At 75.5% G+C, this 22365-nt stretch carries 19 protein-coding genes, 1 pseudogene and 1 riboswitch; of the genes and pseudogenes, 10 read left to right on the top strand and 10 right to left on the bottom strand.

Annotated elements, in window-relative coordinates; genetic code table 11:
- The first annotated feature begins 1 nt into the window (after window position 1).
- Complete coding sequence (gene eda, locus O7599_RS29660) at window positions 2-643, top strand: bifunctional 4-hydroxy-2-oxoglutarate aldolase/2-dehydro-3-deoxy-phosphogluconate aldolase (RefSeq protein ID WP_281618673.1); 642 nt, start codon at window positions 2-4, stop codon at window positions 641-643.
- Window positions 644-656: 13 nt separating this feature from the next.
- Here the strand turns inward: eda and O7599_RS29655 are convergent.
- Window positions 657-2183: pseudogene (locus O7599_RS29655) on the bottom strand (MFS transporter); the annotation flags it as partial.
- An 89-nt stretch (window positions 2184-2272) separates the two neighbouring features.
- On the opposite strand from O7599_RS29655, the gene O7599_RS29650 reads away from it, so the two are divergent.
- On the top strand, window positions 2273-2881 hold the full coding sequence (locus tag O7599_RS29650; RefSeq protein ID WP_281618672.1) for an XRE family transcriptional regulator: 609 nt from the start codon (window positions 2273-2275) through the stop codon (window positions 2879-2881).
- 36 nt (window positions 2882-2917) lie between these two features.
- Here the strand turns inward: O7599_RS29650 and O7599_RS29645 are convergent, their stop codons facing one another.
- The 5 genes from O7599_RS29645 to O7599_RS29625 form a co-directional block, all read right to left on the bottom strand.
- Window positions 2918-4459 carry an MFS transporter gene (locus tag O7599_RS29645; protein ID WP_348652572.1) on the bottom strand — a complete coding sequence of 514 codons (1542 nt, stop codon included), beginning with the start codon at window positions 4457-4459 and terminating at the stop codon, window positions 2918-2920.
- Window positions 4456-5055, bottom strand: coding sequence for a TetR family transcriptional regulator (locus O7599_RS29640; protein WP_281618671.1), 600 nt, complete (start codon window positions 5053-5055; stop codon window positions 4456-4458). The genes O7599_RS29645 and O7599_RS29640 overlap by 4 nt, the downstream gene beginning before the upstream one ends.
- Window positions 5056-5188: 133 nt before the next feature.
- Window positions 5189-6406 (bottom strand): bifunctional RNase H/acid phosphatase, encoded by a 1218-nt coding sequence (locus O7599_RS29635; RefSeq protein ID WP_281618670.1) that lies wholly within the window; start codon window positions 6404-6406, stop codon window positions 5189-5191.
- Complete coding sequence (locus O7599_RS29630) at window positions 6406-7149, bottom strand: C4-type zinc ribbon domain-containing protein (protein ID WP_281618669.1); 744 nt, start codon at window positions 7147-7149, stop codon at window positions 6406-6408. The genes O7599_RS29635 and O7599_RS29630 overlap by 1 nt, the downstream gene beginning before the upstream one ends.
- The gene (locus tag O7599_RS29625) at window positions 7146-8069 is read right to left on the bottom strand and encodes a Nif3-like dinuclear metal center hexameric protein (protein ID WP_281618668.1); all 924 of its coding nucleotides are present in this window, start codon (window positions 8067-8069) and stop codon (window positions 7146-7148) included. The genes O7599_RS29630 and O7599_RS29625 overlap by 4 nt, the downstream gene beginning before the upstream one ends.
- A 429-nt stretch (window positions 8070-8498) precedes the next feature.
- On the opposite strand from O7599_RS29625, the gene O7599_RS29620 reads away from it, so the two are divergent.
- A complete protein-coding gene (locus O7599_RS29620; RefSeq protein ID WP_281623570.1) occupies window positions 8499-9812 on the top strand; it encodes a hypothetical protein in 1314 nt (437 codons plus the stop codon).
- A 69-nt stretch (window positions 9813-9881) separates the two neighbouring features.
- Here the strand turns inward: O7599_RS29620 and O7599_RS29615 are convergent, their stop codons facing one another.
- Window positions 9882-10778 (bottom strand): MaoC/PaaZ C-terminal domain-containing protein, encoded by an 897-nt coding sequence (locus O7599_RS29615; RefSeq protein WP_281618667.1) that lies wholly within the window; start codon window positions 10776-10778, stop codon window positions 9882-9884.
- 309 nt (window positions 10779-11087) lie between these two features.
- On the opposite strand from O7599_RS29615, the gene O7599_RS29610 reads away from it, so the two are divergent.
- Window positions 11088-12278 carry a CapA family protein gene (locus O7599_RS29610; protein ID WP_281618666.1) on the top strand — a complete coding sequence of 397 codons (1191 nt, stop codon included), beginning with the start codon at window positions 11088-11090 and terminating at the stop codon, window positions 12276-12278.
- A 114-nt stretch (window positions 12279-12392) separates the two neighbouring features.
- On the opposite strand, the gene O7599_RS29605 is transcribed toward O7599_RS29610, so the two are convergent.
- Window positions 12393-13835, bottom strand: a complete 1443-nt coding sequence (locus O7599_RS29605) for an MFS transporter (RefSeq protein WP_281618665.1) — start codon at window positions 13833-13835, stop codon at window positions 12393-12395.
- Between the two features lie 278 nt (window positions 13836-14113).
- Between O7599_RS29605 and O7599_RS29600 the strand changes: the two genes are divergently transcribed.
- From O7599_RS29600 to O7599_RS29590, 3 genes are all read left to right on the top strand, one after another.
- The gene (locus O7599_RS29600; protein ID WP_281623569.1) at window positions 14114-14710 is read left to right on the top strand and encodes a class I SAM-dependent methyltransferase; all 597 of its coding nucleotides are present in this window, start codon (window positions 14114-14116) and stop codon (window positions 14708-14710) included.
- A 30-nt stretch (window positions 14711-14740) separates the two neighbouring features.
- Window positions 14741-15658, top strand: coding sequence for an N-acetylmuramoyl-L-alanine amidase (locus tag O7599_RS29595; RefSeq protein ID WP_281618664.1), 918 nt, complete (start codon window positions 14741-14743; stop codon window positions 15656-15658).
- Window positions 15659-15833: 175 nt separating this feature from the next.
- A complete protein-coding gene (locus tag O7599_RS29590) occupies window positions 15834-16739 on the top strand; it encodes a hypothetical protein (RefSeq protein WP_281618663.1) in 906 nt (301 codons plus the stop codon).
- Between the two features lie 115 nt (window positions 16740-16854).
- Here the strand turns inward: O7599_RS29590 and O7599_RS29585 are convergent, their stop codons facing one another.
- Both O7599_RS29585 and O7599_RS29580 read right to left on the bottom strand, forming a co-directional pair.
- Window positions 16855-17649 carry a maleylpyruvate isomerase family mycothiol-dependent enzyme gene (locus tag O7599_RS29585; RefSeq protein ID WP_281618662.1) on the bottom strand — a complete coding sequence of 265 codons (795 nt, stop codon included), beginning with the start codon at window positions 17647-17649 and terminating at the stop codon, window positions 16855-16857.
- Between the two features lie 100 nt (window positions 17650-17749).
- On the bottom strand, window positions 17750-18415 hold the full coding sequence (locus O7599_RS29580) for a TetR family transcriptional regulator (RefSeq protein ID WP_281618661.1): 666 nt from the start codon (window positions 18413-18415) through the stop codon (window positions 17750-17752).
- Between the two features lie 161 nt (window positions 18416-18576).
- Here O7599_RS29580 and O7599_RS29575 point away from each other — a divergent pair, with 161 nt between their 5' ends.
- The 3 genes from O7599_RS29575 (at window position 18577) to O7599_RS29565 (ending at window position 21999) form a co-directional block, all read left to right on the top strand.
- Complete coding sequence (locus tag O7599_RS29575; RefSeq protein ID WP_281618660.1) at window positions 18577-19911, top strand: glycosyltransferase family 4 protein; 1335 nt, start codon at window positions 18577-18579, stop codon at window positions 19909-19911.
- Between the two features lie 295 nt (window positions 19912-20206).
- Window positions 20207-20932 carry a methyltransferase domain-containing protein gene (locus O7599_RS29570; RefSeq protein ID WP_281618659.1) on the top strand — a complete coding sequence of 242 codons (726 nt, stop codon included), beginning with the start codon at window positions 20207-20209 and terminating at the stop codon, window positions 20930-20932.
- Window positions 20929-21999: a prenyltransferase gene (locus tag O7599_RS29565; RefSeq protein ID WP_281618658.1), complete on the top strand. Its 1071-nt coding sequence runs from the start codon at window positions 20929-20931 to the stop codon at window positions 21997-21999. The genes O7599_RS29570 and O7599_RS29565 overlap by 4 nt, the downstream gene beginning before the upstream one ends.
- A 168-nt stretch (window positions 22000-22167) precedes the next feature.
- Window positions 22168-22243, top strand: a riboswitch (cobalamin riboswitch).
- Window positions 22244-22365: the final 122 nt, after the last annotated feature.

Genomic DNA, 22365 nt, shown 5'->3' with positions numbered 1-22365 from the left:
CGTGACCACTGACTCCGCCTCCGTTCCCGCCTCCGTCCTCGGCCTCGCGCCCGTCATCCCCGTCGTCGTCCTCGACGACGCCGCCGACGCCGTGCCGCTGGCGCGCGCGCTGGTCGCCGGAGGGCTGCCGGCGGTCGAGGTGACCCTGCGCACGCCCGCGGCGCTCGACGCGATCCGGGCCATCGCCGCCGAGGTGCCGGATGCGGTGGTCGGCGCCGGCACGGTGCTGGACGCGGCGGCGGTGGACGCCTCCGCCGCCGCGGGCGCCCGGTTCCTCGTCAGCCCCGGCACCACGGACCGGCTGCTGACCGCGATGGCCGCCTCGGGCCTGCCCCACCTGCCGGGGGTGTCGTCGGTGTCGGAGGCGATGGGCCTGCTGGAGCGCGGGGTGACGGAGATGAAGTTCTTCCCGGCGGAGGCGTCGGGCGGCATCGCGTACCTGAAGTCCCTCGGCTCCCCGCTGCCGCGCGCCCGGTTCTGCCCGACGGGCGGCATCACGGCGGAGTCGGCGCCGGGGTATCTCGCGCTGCCGAACGTCGGCTGCGTGGGCGGCACGTGGATGCTGCCGAAGGCGGCGCTGGCGACGAAGGACTGGGCGACGGTGGAGAAGCTCGCCGCGGAGGCCGCGGCGCTGGCGCCGTAGGGCCGGTGTTCCCGGGGCCGCGGGCCAGGAGGTAAAGGAACAGGACTCCCATGACGGCGACGCCCGCCCACATGGCCTGCTGCCAGCCGTCGACGAAGGACTGCCGGGCGGCGTGGAGCAGGTCCGGTGCGTGCGGGCCGGCGCCGCCCGCCGCCTCGACGGCGTTGGCGACGCCCTCCCGGGCGGTGTCCGCGGCGCCCTCGGGGATGCCGTTCAGCCGGCCGTCGATGGCGTTGCGGTACCCGGCGGACAGGAGCGCGCCGAGCATGGCGACGCCGAGGGCGGTGCCGAGCTCCCGGGTGACGTCGTTGAGCGCGGAGGCCACGCCCTGCTTCCGGCGCGGCAGGGAGGCGGTGATGGCCTCGGTGGCGGGGGTCATCGACAGGCCCATGCCCATGCCCATGACGAGCAGGCCGGGCAGGATGTTCAGATAGCCGTCGGCGGAGACGAACAGCGCCATCAGGGCCAGCCCGGTCCCGGCCAGCGCAACGCCCGCGGCCATGGTCGCGCGGGAGCCGGCGCGTACGGCGAGCCTGGGAGCGAGGCCGGAGGCGAGCATCATCGTGAGTGCCATCGGCATCAGCGCCAGTGTGGACAGCAGGCCCGACCAGCCGAAGACGGCCTGGAAGAAGGGGAAGAGGACCACGGCGATGCCCGCCTGGACGCCGAAGACGGCCAGCAGTGTGAGCGAGCCGCCCGCCAGACCCCGCTCGCGGAAGAGCCGTACGTCCAGGAGCGCGGCGTCCCGGCGGCGTAGTTCCCAGGCCACGAAGCCGGCGGCGGCCGTCAGGCCGACGGCGAGGCTGGTCACCGTCGCGGGGGCCGTCCAGCCGCGTTCGGGGCCTTCCTGCAGGACGAAGACGAGGCCGCTCACGGCGACGCTGGACACCAGTGCGCCGACGGTGTCGAAGCGATGGGCCGGCTTCTCGCGGGAGTCGGGAACCGACTTCAGCGTCATGCCCAGGGCGACGACGCTCAGCACGACGGGCAGCACGAACAGCCAGCGCCAGTCCGCGACGTCGACCAGGAGCGCGGAGAGGAACATGCCGAGGACGCCGCCGCTGCCCGCGACACCGGTCCACACGCCGATCGCCTTGCCGCGCCGTTCCTCGGGGAAGGTGGAGGTGATGACGGCCAGGGTGATCGGCATGATCATCGCCGCGCTGACCCCGGCGGCCACGCGCGCGGCCAGCATGACCGCCGCGGTCGGGGCCAGGCCCGCCAGGATGCTCGCGGCGGCGAACACGATCAGTCCGGCGATCAGCATGGGCTTGCGGCCCAGGCGGTCACCGATCGCGCCGAACGGCAGCAGGAGCGCGGCCAGGGCGAGGGTGTAGATGTTGATGATCCACAGGACGGTGCTCTGCGAGGCGCCGAACTCGACCGCCATGTGGGTCTGCGCGACGCCCAGCCCGGACACCGACGCGATCACGGCCATCAGGGCGACGGAGACGGCGATCAGGATGCCGCGTAGCTGACGCGCATCGGGTACCCCGGCACCGCTGGGGCCGGCGGTGGGTACGGGAGGGTTCGTGCTCATCGGATCCTCTCAGAAGGGCGTGGCCCCCTGTTCCGGGCTCTGCTCAGCACGCTAACCCTGACTTGCATCCTGGGCATACAATCTTGCCTATGACGCAAAACGACGGCGATCTGGACGGCCTCGTACGCAAGCGCATCCGCGCCCTGCGGGTGGCGCAGGGCTGGTCCCTGGAGGAGCTGGCCGGCCGCGCCAACGTCAGCCAGTCCACGCTCTCCCGAATCGAGAACGGCCAGCGCCGCCTCGCGCTGGATCAGCTCGTCACCCTGGCCCGCGCCCTGGACACCTCGCTGGACCAGCTCGTGGAGACGGCGTCCGACGACGTCGTCACCAGCCCGATGATCGACAGTGCGCACGGGCTGATGCGCTGGCCCGTCAAAGGCGACCCCGGTTTGACGGTCATGCGTCAGCGGATCACCGATCCGCCGCCGGACGACCCCGCACGCATGCGCGCGCACCCGGGGCGGGAATGGATCGTCGTGCTGTCCGGCACCGCGAGCCTCATGCTGGGCCACCGCCGCTTTCGCGTCGAGACGCACCAGGCCGCCGAGTTCCCCACCATGCTCCCGCACGCACTCGGCGCCGAAGGCGGCCCCTGTGAGATCCTCGGCATCTTCGACCGCGACGCCCGCCGCAGCCACCAGCGCGACAGTGCCGGGCGGCCCGCCGGCGACCGCGACACGGACGGCCCGGGTGCATGACCGCCTCGGAGGAGGTCCGGTTGGCGCGCCGTCGCGTCAGTGCGCCTGCTTCGTCAGGTCCAGGTCCTTCGGCACCAGCACCGCCGTGAGCACCGCCGCGCCCAGCAGCGTGAGGAAGCCGACCAGCCCCGTCAGCGCGAGTGAGTCGACGAACGCGTCCGCCGCTCGCGCGGCGAGCCGCCCCGAGCCCGTGTGCTCCGCCGCCTCCAGCGCCCCCGCCAGGGACTCGCGCGCGTCGTGCGCCTGCGCCGGAGTCAGCGCGCGCAGCACCCCCTCCCCCAGGTGTGACCGGTACGCTGCCCCGGCGACGCTGCCGAGGACCGCCACCCCCAGCACACTGCCCAGTTCGTAGGAAGTCTCCTCCAGCGCCGCGGCGTTGCCCGCCTTCTCCTGCGGGGTGCCCGCCATGATGATCCCCGAGGCGACCGCCAGCGAGCTCCCGCCCCCGCCCAGCAGCACCAGCGCCACCGCCATCCACGGGTAGCCGATCGGGCTCGGCGCCAGGTGGATGACGAGGAACCCCGCCCCCGCGATCGCCAGACCCCCGGCCAGGACCGCGCGCGCACCGATACGCGCCGCGAGCGCGGGCGCGAGCGGCGACGCGACGGTCATGGCTATCGCCGCCGGCGTCAGCGCGACGCCGGCCTGCAACGGGGTGCGGCCGTCGACCAGTTGGAGCCACTGCGCGACCAGCAGCAGCAGCGCGCCCAGCGCGAACATCGACGCCAGCGCCGCGACGATCCCCGCCGTGAACGGCGCCCGGCCAAAGAGCCGGAGGTCCAGCATCGGGTCGGGGCGGCGCAGACTGCGGCGTACGAACCAGCCGAGCAGCAGCACCGCCGCGCCGAGGGCCGCCCACGACGCCGCGTCGCCGAAGCCCTCCTTCGCGAAGTGCTTGATCGACCAGACCAGGGCGACCATCCCCGCGATCGTGGCGAGCGTCCCCGGCAGGTCCCAGCGCGGCCGGACCGCCGTGCGGTACTCCGGCAGCAGGAAGAGGCCCGCGACGATCGCCACGGCCATCAGCGGCACGTTGATGAGGAACGCCGAGTGCCACGAGACGTGCTCCAGGAGGAGCCCGCCGACGACCGGCCCGACCGCCAGGCCCACGGCGGAGATCGCCGCCCAGATCCCCAGGGCGGTGGCGCGCTCCTTCGGGTCTGTGAAGATCACGCGGACCATCGACAGGGTCGTCGGCATGATCATGGCCCCGGCGAGGCCCAGCAGCGCGCGGACGAGGATCACCCCGGCCGCGCCGTCGACGGCCAGGATCGCCAGGGAGAACCCGCCGAAGAACAGGTACCCCGTGAGCAGCATCCGCTTGCGCCCGTAGCGGTCGGCGAGGGCGCTGACCGGGACCAGCAGCCCGGCCAGGATCAGCGCGTAGACGTCGACCATCCACAACTGCTGCGCCGCCGAGGGGGCGAGGTCGGCGGTGATGTGCGGGAGGGCGACGTTCAGGATCGTCATATCCATGGCGATCACGAGGAGGCTGGCGGACAGCACCGCCAGCGCGGCCCAGCGCCGCCCGCGGCTCAGCCCGGCGGCACGGTCCGCCACTGCCTGCTCCGTCTTCACCCGTCCTCCTCCCGGCCCGGAGCCGAACGCATCAGGGCGGTGATCGCCCGGGTCAGCTCGTCCAGTTCGACCGGCTCGCCGCGGAGCATCACGTGCAGGCCGATGCCGTCCGTGAACGCGGCGAGCAGCCGCGCGGTGGCCGGGTCGGTCCAGTCGGTCAGCAGCTCGACCATCGCGTCGAACCAGCGCAGCGCGAGCGCGTGCAGCTCCGGGCGGTGGATCGTGGCGCCGTAGAGCGCGAGGTCGGCGCGCATCTTGTCGCGGTCGCTGAAGTAGTCGTGGAAGAGCCGGGCCAGGGCCTCCGGCTCGCGCGGCACGCCGGCCGAGATGCGGCGGGCGTAGTCGACGAACTCCTCGATCTCGTCCACCAGGACCTGCAGCCCGGCCTCGCGCAGTTCGTCGAGCGAGGCGAAGTAGTACGTGGTCGCGCCCAGCGGCACCCCGGCGCGCTCGGCGACCCGGCGGTGGGTGATGTCGCCGCCGCCGCCCTCCACCAGCAGGTCCGCGGCGGCGCGCACGATCGCCCGGCGGCGCGCCCGGGGGTCGCGGCGGGTGCGCGCGGCCGGCTGTTCCTTCTCCGCGGGCGAGGCTGCCATGGAGATCCCTCCCGTAGCTGTACGCATGTACTAGTACGAGTGTACATGTACATCCGTACCAGATGGCGGGCAGCACGGACCCCGGGCGGTGCCCGCCCGTGGAGGGGTCGCCCGGGGAAGGGGTGGGAGTCGCTCAGCGCAGGTGCGACGTGTCGTTCAGCAGGCGTACGCTCGCGTGCCCGTCCGCGTAGTACGCGACCTCCGACAGCGCCGCCGGCGACAGCTCCATCCGGAACAGCGACTCGGGCGGCGCGCCGAGCGCCAGCCGGACCAGCGTCTTGACCGGCGTCACGTGCGTGACGAGCAGCACCGTGTGCCCGGCGTACCGGGCGAGGATCTTGTCGCGGGCGACCGCGACGCGCCGGCTGACCTCGGCGAAGGACTCCCCGCCGCCGCTCGGCGCCGCCTTCGTGGAACGCAGCCAGGCGGCGAGGTCGTCGGGGTGGCGCTCCTGCACCTCCGCGAACGTCAGCCCCTCCCACGCGCCGAAGTCCGCCTCGCGCAGGCCGTCCTCGACCCGGACGCCGAGCCCGAGCCGCCCGGCGACCGCCTCCGCGGTCTCGCGGCAGCGGCGCAGCGGGGAGCTGACGATGTCCTGGACGGCGGCGGCGTCCCGGCCGGCGGTGGCCTGGCCGGCGCCGCGGGCGGCGAGGAGCCCGGCGGCCGCCGCGGCCTGGCCGCGGCCGGTCGCGGAGAGCGCGGGGTCGCTGCCGCCGGTGCCGGAGAAGCGCTTCTGGGGGGTGAGGTCCGTCTCGCCGTGGCGGAGCAGGAGGAGCGTGGTGGGCGTCCCGAGGCCGGCGCCCCAGCCCACGGCGGGGGTGGCGGACCGTGCCGCGCCCTCGGCCCGTACCGCGCCGCCCGCGCGGGCCGCGGACGCGGCGTCCGCCGCGTCCTGTTCCGCCCGGGACGTCTCGGGGCGCCACCGCCCGCCCCGTCTGCCCGCGTCCATCGCCTCGTTGGCGAGCCGGTCCGCGTGCTTGTTCTTCTCCCGCGGGATCCACTCGTACGAGACCCGCCCCGGCGGGAAGACCTCCCGCGCCTCGGCGGCGAGTTCGCGCATCCCGGGGTGCTTGATCTTCCAGCGCCCCGACATCTGCTCGACGACGAGCTTGGAGTCCATCCGCACCCGGACCTCCGCGTCCGGATCGATCCGCCGCGCCGCCCGCAGCCCGGCGATCAGCCCCCGGTACTCCGCGACGTTGTTGCTCGCCACCCCCACGTACGCCGCGTCCTCGGCCAGCACCCCGCCGTCCGCGTCGCGCACCACCGCCCCGTACCCCGCGGGCCCCGGGTTCCCCCGCGAGCCGCCGTCCGCCTCGACGACGAACACGCGCCGGGCCGGGCCGGGCATCAGAGGCCGGATTCGGGTGTACGGACCAGGATCCGGCGGCAGTTCTCGCACCGTACGACGGTGTCGGGGGCCGCGGCCCGTACCTCGTTGATCTCGGTGATGTTCAACTCCAGCCGGCAGCCCTCGCAGCGCCGCTGGTAGAGCCGGGCCGCGCCGACGCCGCCCTGCTGCTCGCGCAGCTTGTCGTAGAGCTTCAGCAGGTCGGCGGGGATCTCGTCGGCGGCGTCCGCGCGCTCCTTGGTGACCGTGGCGGCCTCGGCGTCGATCTCGCCCACCGCCGCGTCGCGCCGCGCCGTGGCGTCCGCGATCTTGGCCTGTACGGACTCGACCCGCCCGGTCAGCTCGGTCACCCGCTCCTGCGCGGTCTCGCGGCGCTCCATGACCTCCAGGACCACGTCCTCCAGGTCGCTCTGGCGCCGCGCCAGCGAGGCGATCTCGCTCTGCAGGTTCTCCAGGTCCTTGGGCGAGGTCACCGCGCCGGAGTCCAGCCGCTGCTGGTCCCGCGCGGCGCGCTGGCGCACCTGGTCGACGTCCTTCTCCGCCTTGGTCTGCTCGCGCCCGGTGTCGCCCTCCTCGGTCTGGGCGGCGACGAGCAGGTCGCGGTGCTGGGCGAGGTCGGCCTCCAGGGAGGCGACCTCCTCGTGTTCCGGGAGGGTGCGGCGGCGGTGCTGGAGCTGGGTGAGGCGGACGTCGAGGGCCTGGACGTCCAGCAGGCGGATCTGGTCGGCGGGGGCGGCGTTCAAGCTGGCTGCTCCGGGCTCGTAGGGGCAAGGCTGGCGTGGGGGGCCGGGGCTCCCGGGCTCGGCCCGTTCGGCGCGGCCGGGGCGGGCGAGTGCGTGGTCCAGGGGTCGGTCACGATACGCGACACCCGCGTGCGCAGACCCCATCCGTTCCGGTCCGAGATGGCGTCCAACTGCGCGGCGGCCTGCTCGCACCAGGGCCACTCCGTGGCCCAGTGGCCGGCGTCGATCAGGTACGGGCGGCCTTCGCCGGCGAGGGCGGCGTGCTGCTGCGCCTCGGAGACCGGGTGGTGGCGCAGGTCGGCGGTCACGTAGACGTCGACCCCTGCGGCGCGCACCGCGTCGAAGAGCCCGTCGCCGGAGCCGCCGCAGACGGCGGCCGTACGGACCTGGCCGGCCGGGTCGCCGGCGACGCGCAGTCCGGTGGCGGTACGGGGCAGGGACGCGGCGGCGCGGTCGGCGAACTCCCGCAGCGTCACGGGGGCGTCCAGCTCGCCGAGGCGGCCGAGGCCGCGGCGGCCCGCGGGGTCGTCGGGGTCGGGCACGAGCGGGCCGGTGACGCGCAGGCCGAGGGCGCCGGCCAGGGCGTCGGAGACGCCGGGGTCGGCGCGGTCGGCGTTGGTGTGGGCGACGTGCAGCGCGACGTCGTTCTTGATGAGCGTGTGCACGACGCGGCCCTTGAACGTCCCGGCCGAGACGGTCGACGTACCGCGCAGGTAGAGCGGGTGGTGCGTGACGAGCAGGTCGGCGTCCGACTCGACGGCCTCCGCGACGACCTCCCGGACGGGATCGACGGCGAACAGCACGCGCTGCACCCGGGCGTCCGGGTCGCCGCACACCGTGCCCACCGCGTCCCACGGCTCGGCGCGGCCGGCGGGCCAGAGGGCTTCGAGCGCGGCGACGACGTCGGCGAGTGCGGGCACGGGGCAAGGCTACCCCCGCCGACACGGCCCGGTCGCGGCGCCCGCTCGAAAGCACAACGGGGCGCGGCGGCGAAGCGGAACGGCGGATCCGCCACCCGTACGTGTGAAGTCACCGGCGCCGCGCCGATGGCTTTGACGTGCGAAAACTACCTTCGGGTACGGAGGTGAGGGGACCGGATGAGGCCCAGTGCAGAATCGATTCCGTCGGCGACGAGGGGGGCGGGGGCGGCGACCGTCCCGGCGCCCGCCGCGGCGGATGCGACGGTTGGTGCGACGGCGGCGGCGGATGCGGTAGCGGACCCCGAGGAGGGAGACCGGGGCGCGGGGGCGGGAGACCGGGGCGCCGGGGCTGCGGGCTCCGAGGGGCCGGCGGACACGGCGGTGCCGACCGGTGCGGAAGCGCCCGCCGCCGCGGGGGCGGCGCCCGCGATGGTGGCCGTCTCCGCGACGCCACCGTCCTCCCCCGGCGCGGCCTCTCCCAGCGCGGCCTCCCTCAGCGCGGCTTCCCCCGGCGCGGCCTCCTCCACCGCGGCCTCCTCCACCGCCGCGCCGCGCGAGCCCGCCCCGGCCACCCGGATGCTCCCCGCCGCCGCCCCCGGACGCCCCGTCGGCCGGGCCGGGTTCACCCTCACCGCCGACGGCACGTACGGCGCCTGCCTCGCCACCGACGCCGACGGCAACTGGTTCCCGGAACGCTGGACCCTCCACGGCCCCGAGGCGTACACCGTCCCGCTCCCCTGCGCGCAGCCGGAGGAGCCGGGGACCACGGTCCTGCCCCTGGCCGACGGCCGCGTGCTGATCCGCCGGCTCGTCGGCTGCACCGAGCAGACGTTCTCCCTCCTGCACCCCTCGGGCCCCGACACCACCGAGCAGTCCCTCGGTTCCGTGACCGCGCCCCGGCTCGCGCTCGTGCCGCCCGCGCCGGAGAGCCCCGAGGTGTACGCGCTGGCGCCCCCGGGTCCCGGCGGCGAGACCACCGCCGTGTGGCGGGTGTACGGGGGCGGGTTCGCCGGCGCCGGCACGGCACGCCCGGAGCGGGTCGGCGAGTTGCCGGGGCGGTGCGCGGCACGCGGCTGGCTGGACCGTACGGGCCGGGTGCTGGCCGTCGACCAGGAGCTGGCGGGGCGGACGAAGGCCGTGACGGTGGTGCTGCACGACGGGGTGGAGGTCAGCCCGCTGCTGCAGCTCACCGCCGAGAGCAACGACCGCCTGCTGCTCGCCGACCCCGACAGCGGGCTGCTGCTCCTGTGCTCGGACGCCCCGGGGCACGACCGGCTGGGGTGGGGGGTGGTGGGCAGCGGGCGGCCGGTGCGGTTCCCCGAGGCGCTGTGCCCGCCGGAGACGGCGGTGACGCCGTTCGCGGTGCAGCCGGGTCAGGTGCTGACGCCGGAGCAGTGCGGGGTGGCGCTGCGGCTCGACGGGCCCGGCGGCTGCCGGCTCGGGGTGTGGCGGCCGGTGGCGCGGCGGCTCGTCCAACTGCCGCCGCTGCCGGGGTGGATCACCGGCAGCGGGCTGTGGACGCAGGGGGGCGAGCTGCGGCTGCCGTACGCGACGCCGGCGCAGCCGTGCGGCCTGGCCCGGCTGGCGGTCCCCGACCCGGCGGCGGAACCCGCGGAGGCGACGGCGGCGGAGGAACGGACCGGGGCGTACCCGGCGACGGATCCCGCCCCGGACGACGCGGGCGGCGCCCGCGAGGAGGACACCCACACGCGCCCCGTACCGCTCCGGCACGCCCCGCTCTGACCCTCCGGCGAACGACACGCGACGCCCCACACCCGCACCCGGCACCCGCACCCGCGGGCCGGCCCGCGCTCAGGCGAACTCGACCACCGTGTCCGCCAGTACCGGCGCCTCGTCCCGCTCCACGGCGCTCGCGGTCAGCCGGATCCGCCCGCCGCCCGCCGGCCCCGCCGGCCCCGCCGACTCACCCTGCTCCGGCCACATCCGGATCCGCAGCGTCTCGCCCGGGTACACCACCCCCGCGAACCGCGCCGCATACGACCGCACCCGCCCGGCGTCCCCGTCCAGCACCGTGTCCACCGCCGCCTTCAGCGCCATCCCGTACGAGCACAACCCGTGCAGGATCGGCCGGTCGAACCCGGCGAGCGCGGCGAAGTCCGGGTCGGCGTGCAGCGGGTTCCAGTCGCCGGACAGCCGGTAGAGCAGCGCCTGGTCCTCGCGGATGCCGCGGTCGACGACGTGCGCCGGCGCCCCCGCGGGCGCGGGCAGGCGCGGCGACGGGCCGCGTTCGCCGCCGAAGCCGCCCTCACCGCGCACGTAGAGCTGGGTGTCGGACGTCCACAGCGGGCCGTCCCCGTCGGCCGCCTCGGTGCGCAGCACCAGCACGGCGGCCTTGCCCTTGTCGTACACGGCGGCGATGCGCGACGTGCGGGCGGCCTCGCCGGCGGGCGGCAGCGGGCGGTGCAGGGCGATGCGCTGGGCGCCGTGGAGGACGGCGGTGAGGTCGACGTCGACGCCGGGGGCGTCGAGTCCGGCGCCCTCGCCGGCCACGCCGCCGTCACCGGCGACGGTGACGAAGCTGGGCAGCACGCGCAGCCGGTCCTCCAGGACGTAGCGGAGTTCGGCGGGTTCGGTGGCGGCGCGGCCGGCGCCGATGCCCAGGTGGTAGAGGAGGACGTCCTTGGGGGTCCAGGCGATCCGGGTCTCGCGGGGGGCGGCGGCGAGGGCCCGGGCGGCGTCGAGGGGCATGGCGGCGCTGGCTCCTTCACCGGCCGAGAGCACGAGAAACCCCGGCGTGCCGTCCGCACCAGTCGGCACGCCGGGGTCGCTCTCGGGGCAGACGGCCGGAACCGCGACAGGAACACGTTCTAGCCGTCGGATACATGTATAACCCACTCCCCCGCGGATGGGAAGACCGTAAGGCCCCCTTACTGACACTCCGTCAGCAGTCGGGCACGGGCGGTCGGCGATGCATCCGCGCGATCCCGGGCCGCCGTTCGGGGGACAGTCCCGGCCTGGTTTCTTGTATGCCCTTTTCCGCTCCTGTGCATTCGACCCATGCGCGGATATAAAACGACTAGTACGACCACCGCGGCGCTGGCGCTCACCGCCGCCCTGCTCGCCGCCGCCACCGCCTGCGCCCACGGCCCCGTCGGCACCACCCCCGTCGAGGGCAGGGCCCCCGGCAAGGAGGCGCGGGCGCCCTTCACCCTCGTCGCCACCGGCGACATCCTCCCGCACGACTCGGTCATCGCCCAGGCGAAGCTGGACGCCGGCGGCGACGGCCACGACTTCCGCCCCATGCTGGCCGGGGTCAAGCCCGTCATCTCCGGGGCCGACCTGGCGATCTGCCACATGGAGACCGTCTACGGACCGGCCGGCGGCCCGTACACCGGCTACCCCTCCTTCGTCTCGCCGCCCGAACTCGCCGCCGCCGCCCGGGCCACCGGCTACGACTCCTGCTCCACCGCCTCCAACCACACCCTCGACGCCGGCTTCCCCGGCGTCAGCCGCACCCTCGACGCCCTCGACGCCGCGGGCGTCGCCCACACCGGCTCCGCGCGCACCCCCGCCGAGGCGCGCCGGCCCGCGATGCTGGAGGCGGGCGGCGCGACGGTGGCGCAACTCGCGTACACCTACGGCACGAACGGCATTCCCGCCCCGCCGGACCAGCCGTGGGCGGTCAACATCACCGACCCCGAGCGGATCGTCGAGGACGCGCGCCGCGCCCGCCGGGCGGGCGCCGACATCGTCGTGGTCAGCCTGCACTGGGGCACGGAGTGGCAGGACGCGCCGGACGCCACGCAGCGGCGGCTCGCCCGCGAGCTGACCGCCTCGCGCTCGGCCGGGGCGCCCGACGTCGACCTGATCCTCGGCACGCACGCGCACGTGCCGCAGGCGTACGAGAAGGTCAACGGCACCTGGGTCGTCTACGGCATGGGCGACCAGATCGCCGGCCGCATGATCAACCACGCGGGCGCCCGCGACCCCCGCGGCAACCAGGGCACGATCGCCCGCTTCACCTTCACCCCGCCCGCGCGGGACAGCGCGCGCTGGCGGGTGACGAAGGCGGAGTACCTGCCGCAGTTGATGGACCACGACGGCGCGGGGCCGCCGAGGGTCGTCGACCTCGACGCGGAGATGGCCGACGGCGAGGCCCCGGAGCGCTACCGGAGCGTGCGCGACCGCATCAGCGACGTCGTCCTCAGCCGCGGCGCGGGCGACGACGGGCTGATCACGCCCCGCTGAACCCGCGGCGCACCGCACGCGGGGGCGCCGCACCCAGGGGTGCCGTAGTGAGGGGCACAGAGCAGTACCGAGCCCGCGGGAAGGCATCCGCCACGCCCCGAACCCCCGCCCGGATCACGCCCGCGCCGGCTCCGGCACGGCGGCCGGGCGGGGCAGGGATATGAGCATCAGCGCCGCGCAGCCCAGCAGGATCCCGACGCCCGTCTGGAACGCCAGCGAGTACCCCGAGGCCAGCACCGCGGGACCGGACTCGCCGCCGATGCGCGTGGCGGCCACCGTCGACAGCACCGCGAGACCCAGCGAACCGCCCATCGTCCGCGACGTGTTCATCACCCCGGACACCAGTCCCGCGTCGGCCGCGGGTGCCCCGGAGGTCGCCAGGTGCGCCAGCGGCGTGATCATGAAGCCCACCCCCGCCATCATGAGGATCCCGGGCCCGGCGACGTCCGTCACGTACCCGCCGCCCACGCCCGCCGTGCTCTGCCACAGATAACCGCCGGCCGCCAGCAGCACGCCGGCGATCGCCAGCGCCTTCGCGCCCGTACGGGCCAGCACCCGCGGTGCCAGCTTCGCAGCGGCCACGATCGTCAGCGAGTGCGGCACGAAGCCGAGGCCCGCCTCGATGGGCGTGTAGCCCAGGACGTTCTGCATGTAGAGCGACAGGAAGTACCAGGACGAGAACATCGCCGCGCCGGTCACGAACATCGCCGTGTTGGCCGCGGACACCGAGCGCAGCCGGAACAGCCCGAGCGGCATCAGCGGCGCCCGCGTCCTGGCCTCCACCGCCAGGAAGGCCGCGACCAGCGCCAGCCCGCCGGCCAGCGGCAGCAGCGCGGCGGGCGAGGTCCACCCGCGGCTCTCGGTCTGCACGATCCCGTACGACACGGCGCCGATCCCGGCGGTGACCAGGACCGCGCCGGGGATGTCGAGCCGCCGCCGCGGCCCGCCGCGGCTCTCCGCCAGCCACAGCACCGCGCAGACGAGGACCGCGGCGCCGACCGGCACGTTGATCAGCAGCACCCAGCGCCAGGAGAGCGCGTCCGTCAGCACCCCGCCGACGAGCGAGCCGGCCGCCCCGCCGCCGGCGCCGGTCGCCGACCACGTCGCGATCGCGCGGACCCGCGCGGGGCCCTCGGGCACGGCCGAGGTGAGCAGCGTCAGGGTGGAGGGCGCCAGCACCGCGGCGCCGACGCCCTGCGCCGCCCGCGCGGCGAGCAGTTGCCACGGCTCCTGCGCGAGGCCCCCGGCGAGGCTCGCGGCGGTGAACAGCGCGAGGCCGAGAACGAAGACGCGCTTGCGGCCGAAGATGTCACCGGCCCGGCCGCCGAGCAGCATGAGGCCGGCGAAGGCCAGCGTGTACAGGTTCACCACCCACTGCAGGCCCGTCGCGCTCATCCCCAGGTCCGCGCGCATGGACGGCAGCGCGACGTTGACGACGGAGACGTCGAGCACGACGAGGAACTGCCCCGCGCACGCCGTGAGCACGACGACCCACAGCGGTGCGGCGGCACGGCGCCCCGCCGCGGAGGGCCGGGTGGCGGGTGGTGAATGGTGCATGGCGTCATGATCCCACCGGCCTCCGACACCCGCACGGGCATATCGGTGTACGGACCATGCGACTCGGGTCGTAGGCCGATGGGGGAGGATCGGGCGGGTACGCGGCACCGGCGGCGCCGCCCCGGCCACGACCACCGACCGAAAGAAGGGCACCGCCGATGGAGCCGGCCCACCCCTCCCCCGACGTCCTCTCCCCCGCAGTCCCCTCCCCCGGCGTCCTCTCCCCCGGCGTCCTGTCTCCCGAGGACCTGGCCGCCTTCGAGGCCGCCCCCGGCTTCATGCCCCGCGACGAGGGCCTCGCCCTGCACGCCGCCGCGGCCGAGGCCGCCGGGCTCGGGCTCCCGCTGCTGGAGGTCGGCACGTACTGCGGGCGCTCCACGATCCTGCTCGCCGCCGCCGCCCGCGCCGCCGCCCGCCCCGGCGTCGTCGCCGTCACCGTCGACCACCACCGCGGCAGCGAGGAGCAGCAGCCCGGCTGGGAGTACCACGACCCCGCGCTCGTCGACCCGGCGACGGGCCTGACGGACACCCTGCCGACGTTCCGCCGCACCCTGTACGCGGCCGGCCTCGAAGACCACGTCGTCGCCGTCGTCGGCCGCTCGCCGCGGGTCGCCGCGCTGTGGAACCGGCCGCTGGGGCTGGTCTTCGTCGACGGCGGGCACACCGACGAGCACGCCGGCGCCGACTACGAGGGCTGGGCCCCGCACGTCGCGCCGGGCGGCCTGCTGGCGGTGCACGACGTGTTCCCCGACCCGGCGGACGGCGGGCAGGCACCGTACCGGATCTACCGGCGCGCGCTGGGCTCCGGGGCGTTCGCGGAGACCGCCGCCCACGGGAGCCTCAGGGTGCTGCGCCGTACCGGCACCGGAATTTGAGCCCCCGATAATTCTGCTACGGTCGCACGGATGTCCAGCCAGAACCGTCGGCCTCTCCGCGCCTATCTTCTGCTCGCACCCGTGGCACCGCTGGCCTTCGCCGGCGTACTGGTGTGGCAGTCGGTGGACGGCGACGGCTCCGCGGCGAACGGGCGGGAACCCGGCGGGGCCCCGCCGGCGTCCTCCTCCCCGACCCGGCCCACCGCCGAGGATCCCGAGGATTCGAACGACTCGAAGAACTCGAAGGATGCGAAGGACCCGGAGGTGGGCGAGAAGCCGCTGGCCGGAAAGGTGATCGTGCTGGACCCCGGGCACAACCCGAACAACCGCGACCACGCCGCCGACATCAACCGCAAGGTCGACATCGGCACCGTGCGCAAGGAGTGCGACACCACCGGCACCGCCACCAACGGCGGTTACGCCGAGGCCGACTTCACCCTGGACGTGGCCCGGCGCGCCCGCACCCTGCTGCGCGCACAAGGCGCGGAGGTGCGGCTGACGCAGGACGGATCGCGCGCGTACGGGCCGTGCATCGACGAGCGCGCCGAGGCCGGCAACAAGGCCGGGGCCGACGCGGTCGTCTCCATCCATGCGGACGGCAACGGTCCCGGCGCCCGCGGGTTCCACGTGATCCTGCCGGGCCGGGTGGACGAGGGAAAGGCGGACACCACCGCCATCGTGAAGCCGTCGCGAAAGCTGGGCGAAGAGGTGAAGTCGCACTTCGCGAAGACAACCGGAAGTAAGCCCTCCAACTATGTGGGCAACGACACAGGCTTCACGGTACGCACCGATCTAGGCGGGCTGAACCTCTCGACTGTGCCCAAAGTCTTCATCGAATGCGGCAACATGCGGGACGCTAAGGACGCCGCCCTGCTGACGGACGCCGCATGGCGGCAGCGGGCGGCGCTCGGAATCACGAACGGCATCGGGGCTTTCCTGGCAGGGTAGGCGCAAGCCGCCGACAGGCCGGGAAACGCACACCGGGGGAACAAGGGGGACTCGTGGCCAGGGGGCCCGATGCGGCCGATCCGCCGACCCGTACGATGGGGCGGCATTTCGCGCCCCGCAGGGCAGGGATCTGCACCGGCAACAGCGACAACGACCAATACGTAAGGGACATTTCGTGAACATCCGCTCACTCACTCGGGGCGACGGCGTAGTGATCGGAGCAGCGCTGCTGCTGATTATCGCCTCGTTCCTCGGCAGCATCTCGGTTGACTGCCCCAGCGGGGCCGACTGCGGGGACGTGCCCACGGGCTGGGACTCCGACCAGTTTCCCCTGCTGCCCGCGGTATTCCTGACCGGCATCATCGCCGCGGCGCTCATCTTCGTCGGCCGGACGAAGACCGGCGAGCGCGAGTTCGGCGGGCTCCGGCTCGACCAGTGGGGGACCGCGCTGTCCGCCGCCGCGCTCCTGAGCTCCGTCTTCATGCTCTTCGGCGGTGCGCGCAACCTGGCCAACGACGCCGCTGGCACGGACGTCTTCGGCATGGGCCTCGGCCTGATCCTCGGGCTCATCGCCAACCTCGCGATGACCGCGGGCGCGATCCTCGGCCAGACCGTCCCGGCGCTCAAGGCGAACCTGCTCTCCAGCCCGGGTGCCCCGCAGCCGGCCGCCCCGTACGGCGGCGGTCAGCCGCAGCCCGGTTACGGCTACCCCGGCGGCGGCCAGCCCGGCCCGGGTGCCCCGCAGCCCGGCGGCCCGCAGGGCGGCGCCCCGTTCGGCGGTCAGCAGCAGCCGTTCGGCGCCGGTCCCGGCGCGGGCGGCCCGCGGGCGGATGCCCGGCCGCAGCAGGCGCAGGCCGCGCCGCAGGCGCCGGCCGGCGGTTCGTTCGCACCGTTCTGGTTCGCGGTGCCGGCGGCCCGGCCGCTGTTCGCGGAGGACGGCTCGTCGGCCCAGATCGCCGAGCTGACCCCGGGCATCTGGTACCTGGCGGTGGACCAGCGCGGTCCCGCGCTGGTCGCGCAGACCCAGGACGGCCGCCGCGGCGTGCTGCAGGACACCACGGGCATCCAGCGCGGCGCCTGACCGGCCGCGCCCGGCACGTCCCCCGGCGGCCCCCGCCCGAACCCTCGGGCGGGGGCCGCCGCATGTGCCGCCCGCGCAGCCCCGGGCCCCCCGCCTCAGCCCCGGCCGTCTCCGCTCAGCCCCAAGCCGTCGCCGCCAGCCACCTGTTCAGCGGCTCCGGCTCCCCCAGCACCTCCACCCGGTCGCTGTCGGGCGGCAGCCGCCGGTAGAGCACCCGCAGCAGGTCCGCCAGCGGCCCGCGCAGCGCCACCGCCGCCTTCGCGTGCTCCCTGCGCCAGCCGAACCCCGCCGCCCCCAGCTCGATCAGCCACTCCGCGGCCACGTCCGGCGGCGTGTCGGTGGCGTGTACGTGGATGTCCGAGCCCGCGAGTTCCGGGGCGCGCAGCGCCGCCAGGTCCGCGTCACCGCCGCGCTGTGCGAACTCCAGGATCTCCAGCCACTCGTCGACCGCGTCGGCGGCCACGTCCGCCGCGACGGCGAACTCCACCCCGGCCGCCCCCTCCGCGTCCGCCCGGTGCACCACCGTCTCGTGCGTCATCCGCCGCGCCCAGAACGCGGCCCGCCGCTCCGCCGCCCACGTCCACACCCGGGCGTCCGCCCCGGCCGCGCGCAGTTCCGCGGCGAGCAGGTCCGCACCTTCGGCCAGCCAGCCGTCGAGCGCGGCGGCCGTGCGCGGCCGGGGGCCGGTGAAGCCGGGCACGTCCTCCTCCGCGAGTTCGTCCGTGGCGCGCGTACGGACGAGTTCGGCCGCCCAGCGGTGTGCGCCGCCGACGTGCACGGCCAGCTCGCCCACGTCCCAGTCGGGGCAGGTGGGCACGCGGGTGCCGGGGTCGGCGCCGCGCACGGTGCGGCGCAGCAGGTCGGTCTGCGCGACGACTTCGCCGCAGTAGCGGTCGTACGGGAGTCTCATGCCGCCGCACTCTACGGGCGCACACCCCGCCCGCCGCCGCCCGTTTCCCGCGCCGTCCGCCGCCCGGCCACCGCTGCTCCGCGGTTGCCGGCCGCGGTCGCTAGCCCTGGCCGCGCACCCCGTCCGCCGGTGCGTCGACCAGCCGGCAGACCGTCTCGATGTCGGTGCGCACCTGGGCGATCGACGCGCGCCCCGACAGCCAGGTGGTGAGCGCCGAGTGCCAGGTGTGCTCGATCACCCGCGCCACCGACAACTGCTCCGGCGTCGCCCGGCCCCCGGCGCCCATCGCGTCCAGGATGATCGCCGACGTCAGCCGGGAGGCGGCCTCGACCTCGGGGCGCACCGACCGGTCGGCGAAGCCCAGCGCGCGCACCATCGCGTCCGCGAGCTGCGGCTCGCGCTGCAGCGCGCCGAGGGCACGCGTCAGCGTCTGCGCCACCCGGGCGCCCGGTTCGGCGGCCGTCGGCGGGCACGTGCGCAACGTCTCGTGCAACTGCCGCAACTGGTCCTGGAGGGTGGCGACGAGCAGGTGGATCTTGGACGGGAAGTAGCGGTACAGCGTGCCGAGCGCGACGCCCGCCCGCTCCGCGACCTCGCGCATCTGCACCGCGTCGAAGCCGCCGTGGGCGGCCAGCTCCGCGGTGGCCTTCAGGATGCGGCGGCGGCGCTCCTCCTGCCGCTCGCTGAGCTGCGACCGTCCCGGGCCGCGCCGGCCGTGGCCCCGGCCGGGCCCGGCCGGGACGCCGCCCCTCGATGTTGTCGTCATGTGTCCCGATCTGTGCCGTGCTTCCCCCGACGGCGGACCGCGCGCACAGGCGTCGCTACCAACCGGTAGATTCGAAGCCGTCGCACGTCCGCCTGAAACTTGTTCTAGATTAGCGCGAGCGGTTACGCTCCGGCGAAACTGCAGTGAGAAGGGGGCCGTACGTGACCGCCGAGGTGCCACTGCGCATCGCTCTGCTCAGCTACAAGGGCAACCCCTACTGCGGTGGACAGGGCGTCTACGTCCGCCACCTCTCGCGCGAACTGGCCCGCCTCGGCCACCGGGTGGAGGTGATCGGCGCCCAGCCCTACCCCGTACTCGACCCCGGCGTCACCCTGACCGAGCTGCCCAGCCTCGACCTGTACCGGCAGCCCGACCCCTTCCGCACCCCCGCGCGCGGCGAGTACCGCGACTGGATCGACCTCCTCGAAGTCGGCACGATGTGGACGGGCGGCTTCCCCGAGCCGCTGACCTTCAGCCTCCGCGCCCGCCGCCATCTGGCCGCCCGGCGCGGCGACTTCGACGTCGTCCACGACAACCAGACCCTCGGCTACGGCCTCCTCGGCGGCACCCGCGCCCTCGGCGCCCCGCTCGTCACCACCGTGCACCACCCGGTCACCGTCGACCGCGACCTGGAGCTGGCCGCCGCGCCCGACCGGCGGCGGCGCTACTCGGTGCGCCGCTGGTACGGGTTCACGCGCATGCAGCGCCGCGTCGCCCGCCGGCTGCCCGCGGTGCTGACGGTATCCGGCTCGTCCCGTACGCAGATCACCGACCAGCTCGGGGTGCGGCCGGAGCGGGTGCACGTGGTGCCGATCGGCGCGGACACCTCGCTCTTCACCCCCGACCCCGCGGTGCCGCGGGTGCCGGGCCGGATCGTCACGACGGCGAGCGCGGACGTGCCGCTGAAGGGGCTGGTCCACCTCGTCGAGGCGCTGGCGAAGATCCGTACCGAACAGCCGGACGCGCACGTGGTCGTGGTCGGCAAGCGGGCCGAGGACGGGCCGGTCGCGCAGGCCGTCGAGCGCTTCGGGCTCGGCGGCGCGATCCGGTTCGTCACCGGCGTCAGCGACGAGGAGTTGGTCGGCCTGCTGCGCAGTGCGCAGGTCGCGTGCGTGCCTTCGCTGTACGAGGGCTTCTCGCTGCCCGCCGCCGAGGCGATGGCGACGGGCACGCCCCTGGTCGCCACCACCGGCGGCGCGATCCCGGAGGTCGCGGGCCCGGACGGCGACACGTGCCTGGCGGTCCCGCCGGGCGACGCGGGCGCCCTGGCCACGGCCCTCACCCGGCTGCTCGCCGACGCCCGCCTCCGCGACCGCCTGGGGGCGGCGGGCCGGGAGCGGGTGCTGACGCGCTTCACCTGGGCCCAGGCGGCGAAGCAGACCGCGGAACGCTACCGGGAGGCGATCGCGGCGCACGCCGCGGCGGCGGGCAGGCGCCCCCGGACGGCAACCGGCCCGGCCCGGGCGAGCCTGCCCACCGCGGGCGGTGACAGGTGACACCCGGGCCCTCGGCGCGCGACCGCGCGCGGCGGCCGGACCCACCACCAACGCATCGCCGGACACGGCCGGATGACCTCGTCACCCCCGCGCCGGGCCGCGGCGGGCTACGGTCATCGGTCCGCGACGGCGGCGCGCCCGGCCGGGCCGCGTCCGGCCGCGCCGCGACGCCGCGCCGCCGCCCCACCCCCCGTACTCCCCCGCCCCGCGGCAACGTCGCCGCGCCCGGCACTCCCCTCCCCTCTCCACCCGCGCCAACACGCCGCCGCCTCCCGCCGACCCCTCCGGAGGAGACTTGCTGACCGTCGACTTCACCCGCTTCCCGCTCGCGCCCGGCGACCGCGTGCTCGACCTGGGCTGCGGCGCGGGGCGGCACGCCTTCGAGTGCTACCGGCGCGGCGCCCGCGTCGTCGCGCTCGACCGCGACGGCGGCGAGATCCGCGAAGTCGCCCGCTGGTTCGCGGCGATGAAAGAGGCGGGCGAGGCCCCGGCGGGTGCCACCGCCACCGCCCTCGAAGGCGACGCGCTCGCGCTGCCGTTCCCCGACGACGCCTTCGACGTCGTCATCGTCTCCGAGGTGATGGAGCACATCCACGACGACAAGGGCGTGCTCGCCGAGGTGGTGCGCGTGCTGCGCCCCGGCGGCCGGATAGCGGTCACCGTCCCGCGCTACGGCCCGGAGAAGGTCTGCTGGGCGCTCTCGGACGCGTACCACGAGGTCGAGGGCGGCCACATCCGCATCTACAAGGCGGACGAACTGGTCGGCAGGATCCGCGAGTCGGGCCTCAGGCCGTACGGCCTCCACCACGCGCACGCGCTGCACTCGCCGTACTGGTGGATCAAGTGCGCGGTCGGCGTCGACAACGACCGGTCGCCGGCCGTGCGCGCGTACCACAAACTGCTCGTCTGGGACATCATGAAGAAGCCGCTGGCGACCCGCCTCGCCGAGCGGCTGCTCGACCCGGTGATCGGCAAGAGCGTCGTCGTCTACGCGACCAAGCCCCGCGAGGGCGGCCGGTGACGCGCTCCGAACGCACCGAACTCCTCGTCCTGCCCGGCGTTCTGGACGCCGCCGAGGTGGCGCAGACCGTCGCCGGGATCGCCGCGGTGCAGCGGGACGACGGGGCGATCCCGTGGTTCCGCGGGCACCACCTCGACCCGTGGGACCACACCGAGGCGGCGATGGCGCTGGACGCCGCGGGCGAGCACGCGCGGGCGGAGGCGGCGTACGAGTGGCTGCGCCGGCACCAGCTCACGGACGGCTCCTGGTACGCGGCGTACGCGGACGGGGACGCGGACCGGCCGACCGACCGGGGCCGGGAGACGAACTTCTGCGCGTACCCCGCGGTCGGCGTCTGGCACCACTATCTTGCCACCGGCGACGAGGCGTTCCTGCGCCGGATGTGGCCGGTGGTGCGGGGGGCGACGGAGTTCGTGCTGCGGCTGCAGCAGCCGGGCGGGCAGGTCGGCTGGAAGCGGGAGGCGGCGGACGGGGAAGTCCGCGCGGACGCGCTGCTGACCGGCTCGTCGTCCGTCCACCACGCGCTGCGCTGCGCGCTGGCCGCCGCCGAGCACCTCGGCGAGCCGCAGCCGGGCTGGGAGCTGGCCCTCGGCCGGCTCGCGCACGCGATCCGCCGGCACCCGGAGCGGTTCCTCGACAAGGACCGCTTCTCGATGGACTGGTACTACCCCGTGCTCGGCGGCGCGGTCACCGGCACGGCCGCGGTGGCGCGCCTCGACCGCGAGTGGGACCGCTTCGTCGTCCCCGGGCTCGGCGTGCGCTGCGTCGGCGACCGCCCGTGGGTGACCGGCGGCGAGAGCGCGGAGCTGGTGCTCGCGCTGTGGGCGGCGGGCCAGGGCGACCGGGCGCTGGAGGTGCTGCGCTGGCTGAAGCACCTGCGGGCGGAGGACGGCATGTACTGGACGGGGTACGTCTTCGAGGACGACGCGATCTGGCCCGCGGAGCGGACGTCGTGGACGGCGGGGGCGCTGCTGCTCGCGCTCGCGGCCCTGGCCGGCGAGGAGGCGACGGGGGCGGTCTTCGGCGGGGCGGGGCTGCCGCGGGGGCTGGACCCGGACTGCTGCTGAGGGGGTACGGGCCGGGGGCGCGGTGCGTACCGGAGGTCCGCACCGGATCCGGGAGCGCCGGCCCGTACGCAACGTCCCTCGTCAGGCGCCCCCCGCCCGGGACCGGCGCTGACCTCCGCGGGTACGGGGCGGTAAGGTGAGCGGCGACAACTTCAACCGTGCCCCTCGGGGGAAGCCGGTGCGAATCCGGCGCTGACCCGCAACCGTGAGTGCGGCCGTCATGGCCGGGCGAGCCGGAGGACCCGCGGGGCGCGGCAGGCTCATGGGCCCCGCCCGGCACCCACGCCGGCCCGGGCCCGTCCGTCGCGGTACGCGGAGCTGAGCCCGGCACCCCCGGCGCGCACGGCGCGCGGACGGGCGGCCGCG

The sequence above is a fragment of the Streptomyces sp. WMMC500 genome (assembly GCF_027497195.1).
Lineage (GTDB): Bacteria > Actinomycetota > Actinomycetes > Streptomycetales > Streptomycetaceae > Streptomyces.
The sequence above is the reverse complement of the archived record's forward strand: the minus strand, read 5'-3'. Positions and strand labels throughout refer to the sequence as shown.

What these genes read in the sequence shown, in the direction of transcription:
- O7599_RS29650 (WP_281618672.1), top strand. Translation starts at nt 2,273, where the DNA reads ATGACGCAAAACGACGGCGATCTGGACGGCCTCGTACGCAAGCGCATC.
- O7599_RS29640 (WP_281618671.1), bottom strand. Translation starts at nt 5,055, where the DNA reads ATGGCAGCCTCGCCCGCGGAGAAGGAACAGCCGGCCGCGCGCACCCGC.
- O7599_RS29635 (WP_281618670.1), bottom strand. Translation starts at nt 6,406, where the DNA reads ATGCCCGGCCCGGCCCGGCGCGTGTTCGTCGTCGAGGCGGACGGCGGC.
- O7599_RS29620 (WP_281623570.1), top strand. Translation starts at nt 8,499, where the DNA reads ATGGTGGCCGTCTCCGCGACGCCACCGTCCTCCCCCGGCGCGGCCTCT.
- O7599_RS29615 (WP_281618667.1), bottom strand. Translation starts at nt 10,778, where the DNA reads ATGCCCCTCGACGCCGCCCGGGCCCTCGCCGCCGCCCCCCGCGAGACC.
- O7599_RS29610 (WP_281618666.1), top strand. Translation starts at nt 11,088, where the DNA reads ATGCGCGGATATAAAACGACTAGTACGACCACCGCGGCGCTGGCGCTC.
- O7599_RS29605 (WP_281618665.1), bottom strand. Translation starts at nt 13,835, where the DNA reads ATGCACCATTCACCACCCGCCACCCGGCCCTCCGCGGCGGGGCGCCGT.
- O7599_RS29600 (WP_281623569.1), top strand. Translation starts at nt 14,114, where the DNA reads ATGCCCCGCGACGAGGGCCTCGCCCTGCACGCCGCCGCGGCCGAGGCC.
- O7599_RS29595 (WP_281618664.1), top strand. Translation starts at nt 14,741, where the DNA reads ATGTCCAGCCAGAACCGTCGGCCTCTCCGCGCCTATCTTCTGCTCGCA.
- O7599_RS29585 (WP_281618662.1), bottom strand. Translation starts at nt 17,649, where the DNA reads ATGAGACTCCCGTACGACCGCTACTGCGGCGAAGTCGTCGCGCAGACC.
- O7599_RS29580 (WP_281618661.1), bottom strand. Translation starts at nt 18,415, where the DNA reads ATGACGACAACATCGAGGGGCGGCGTCCCGGCCGGGCCCGGCCGGGGC.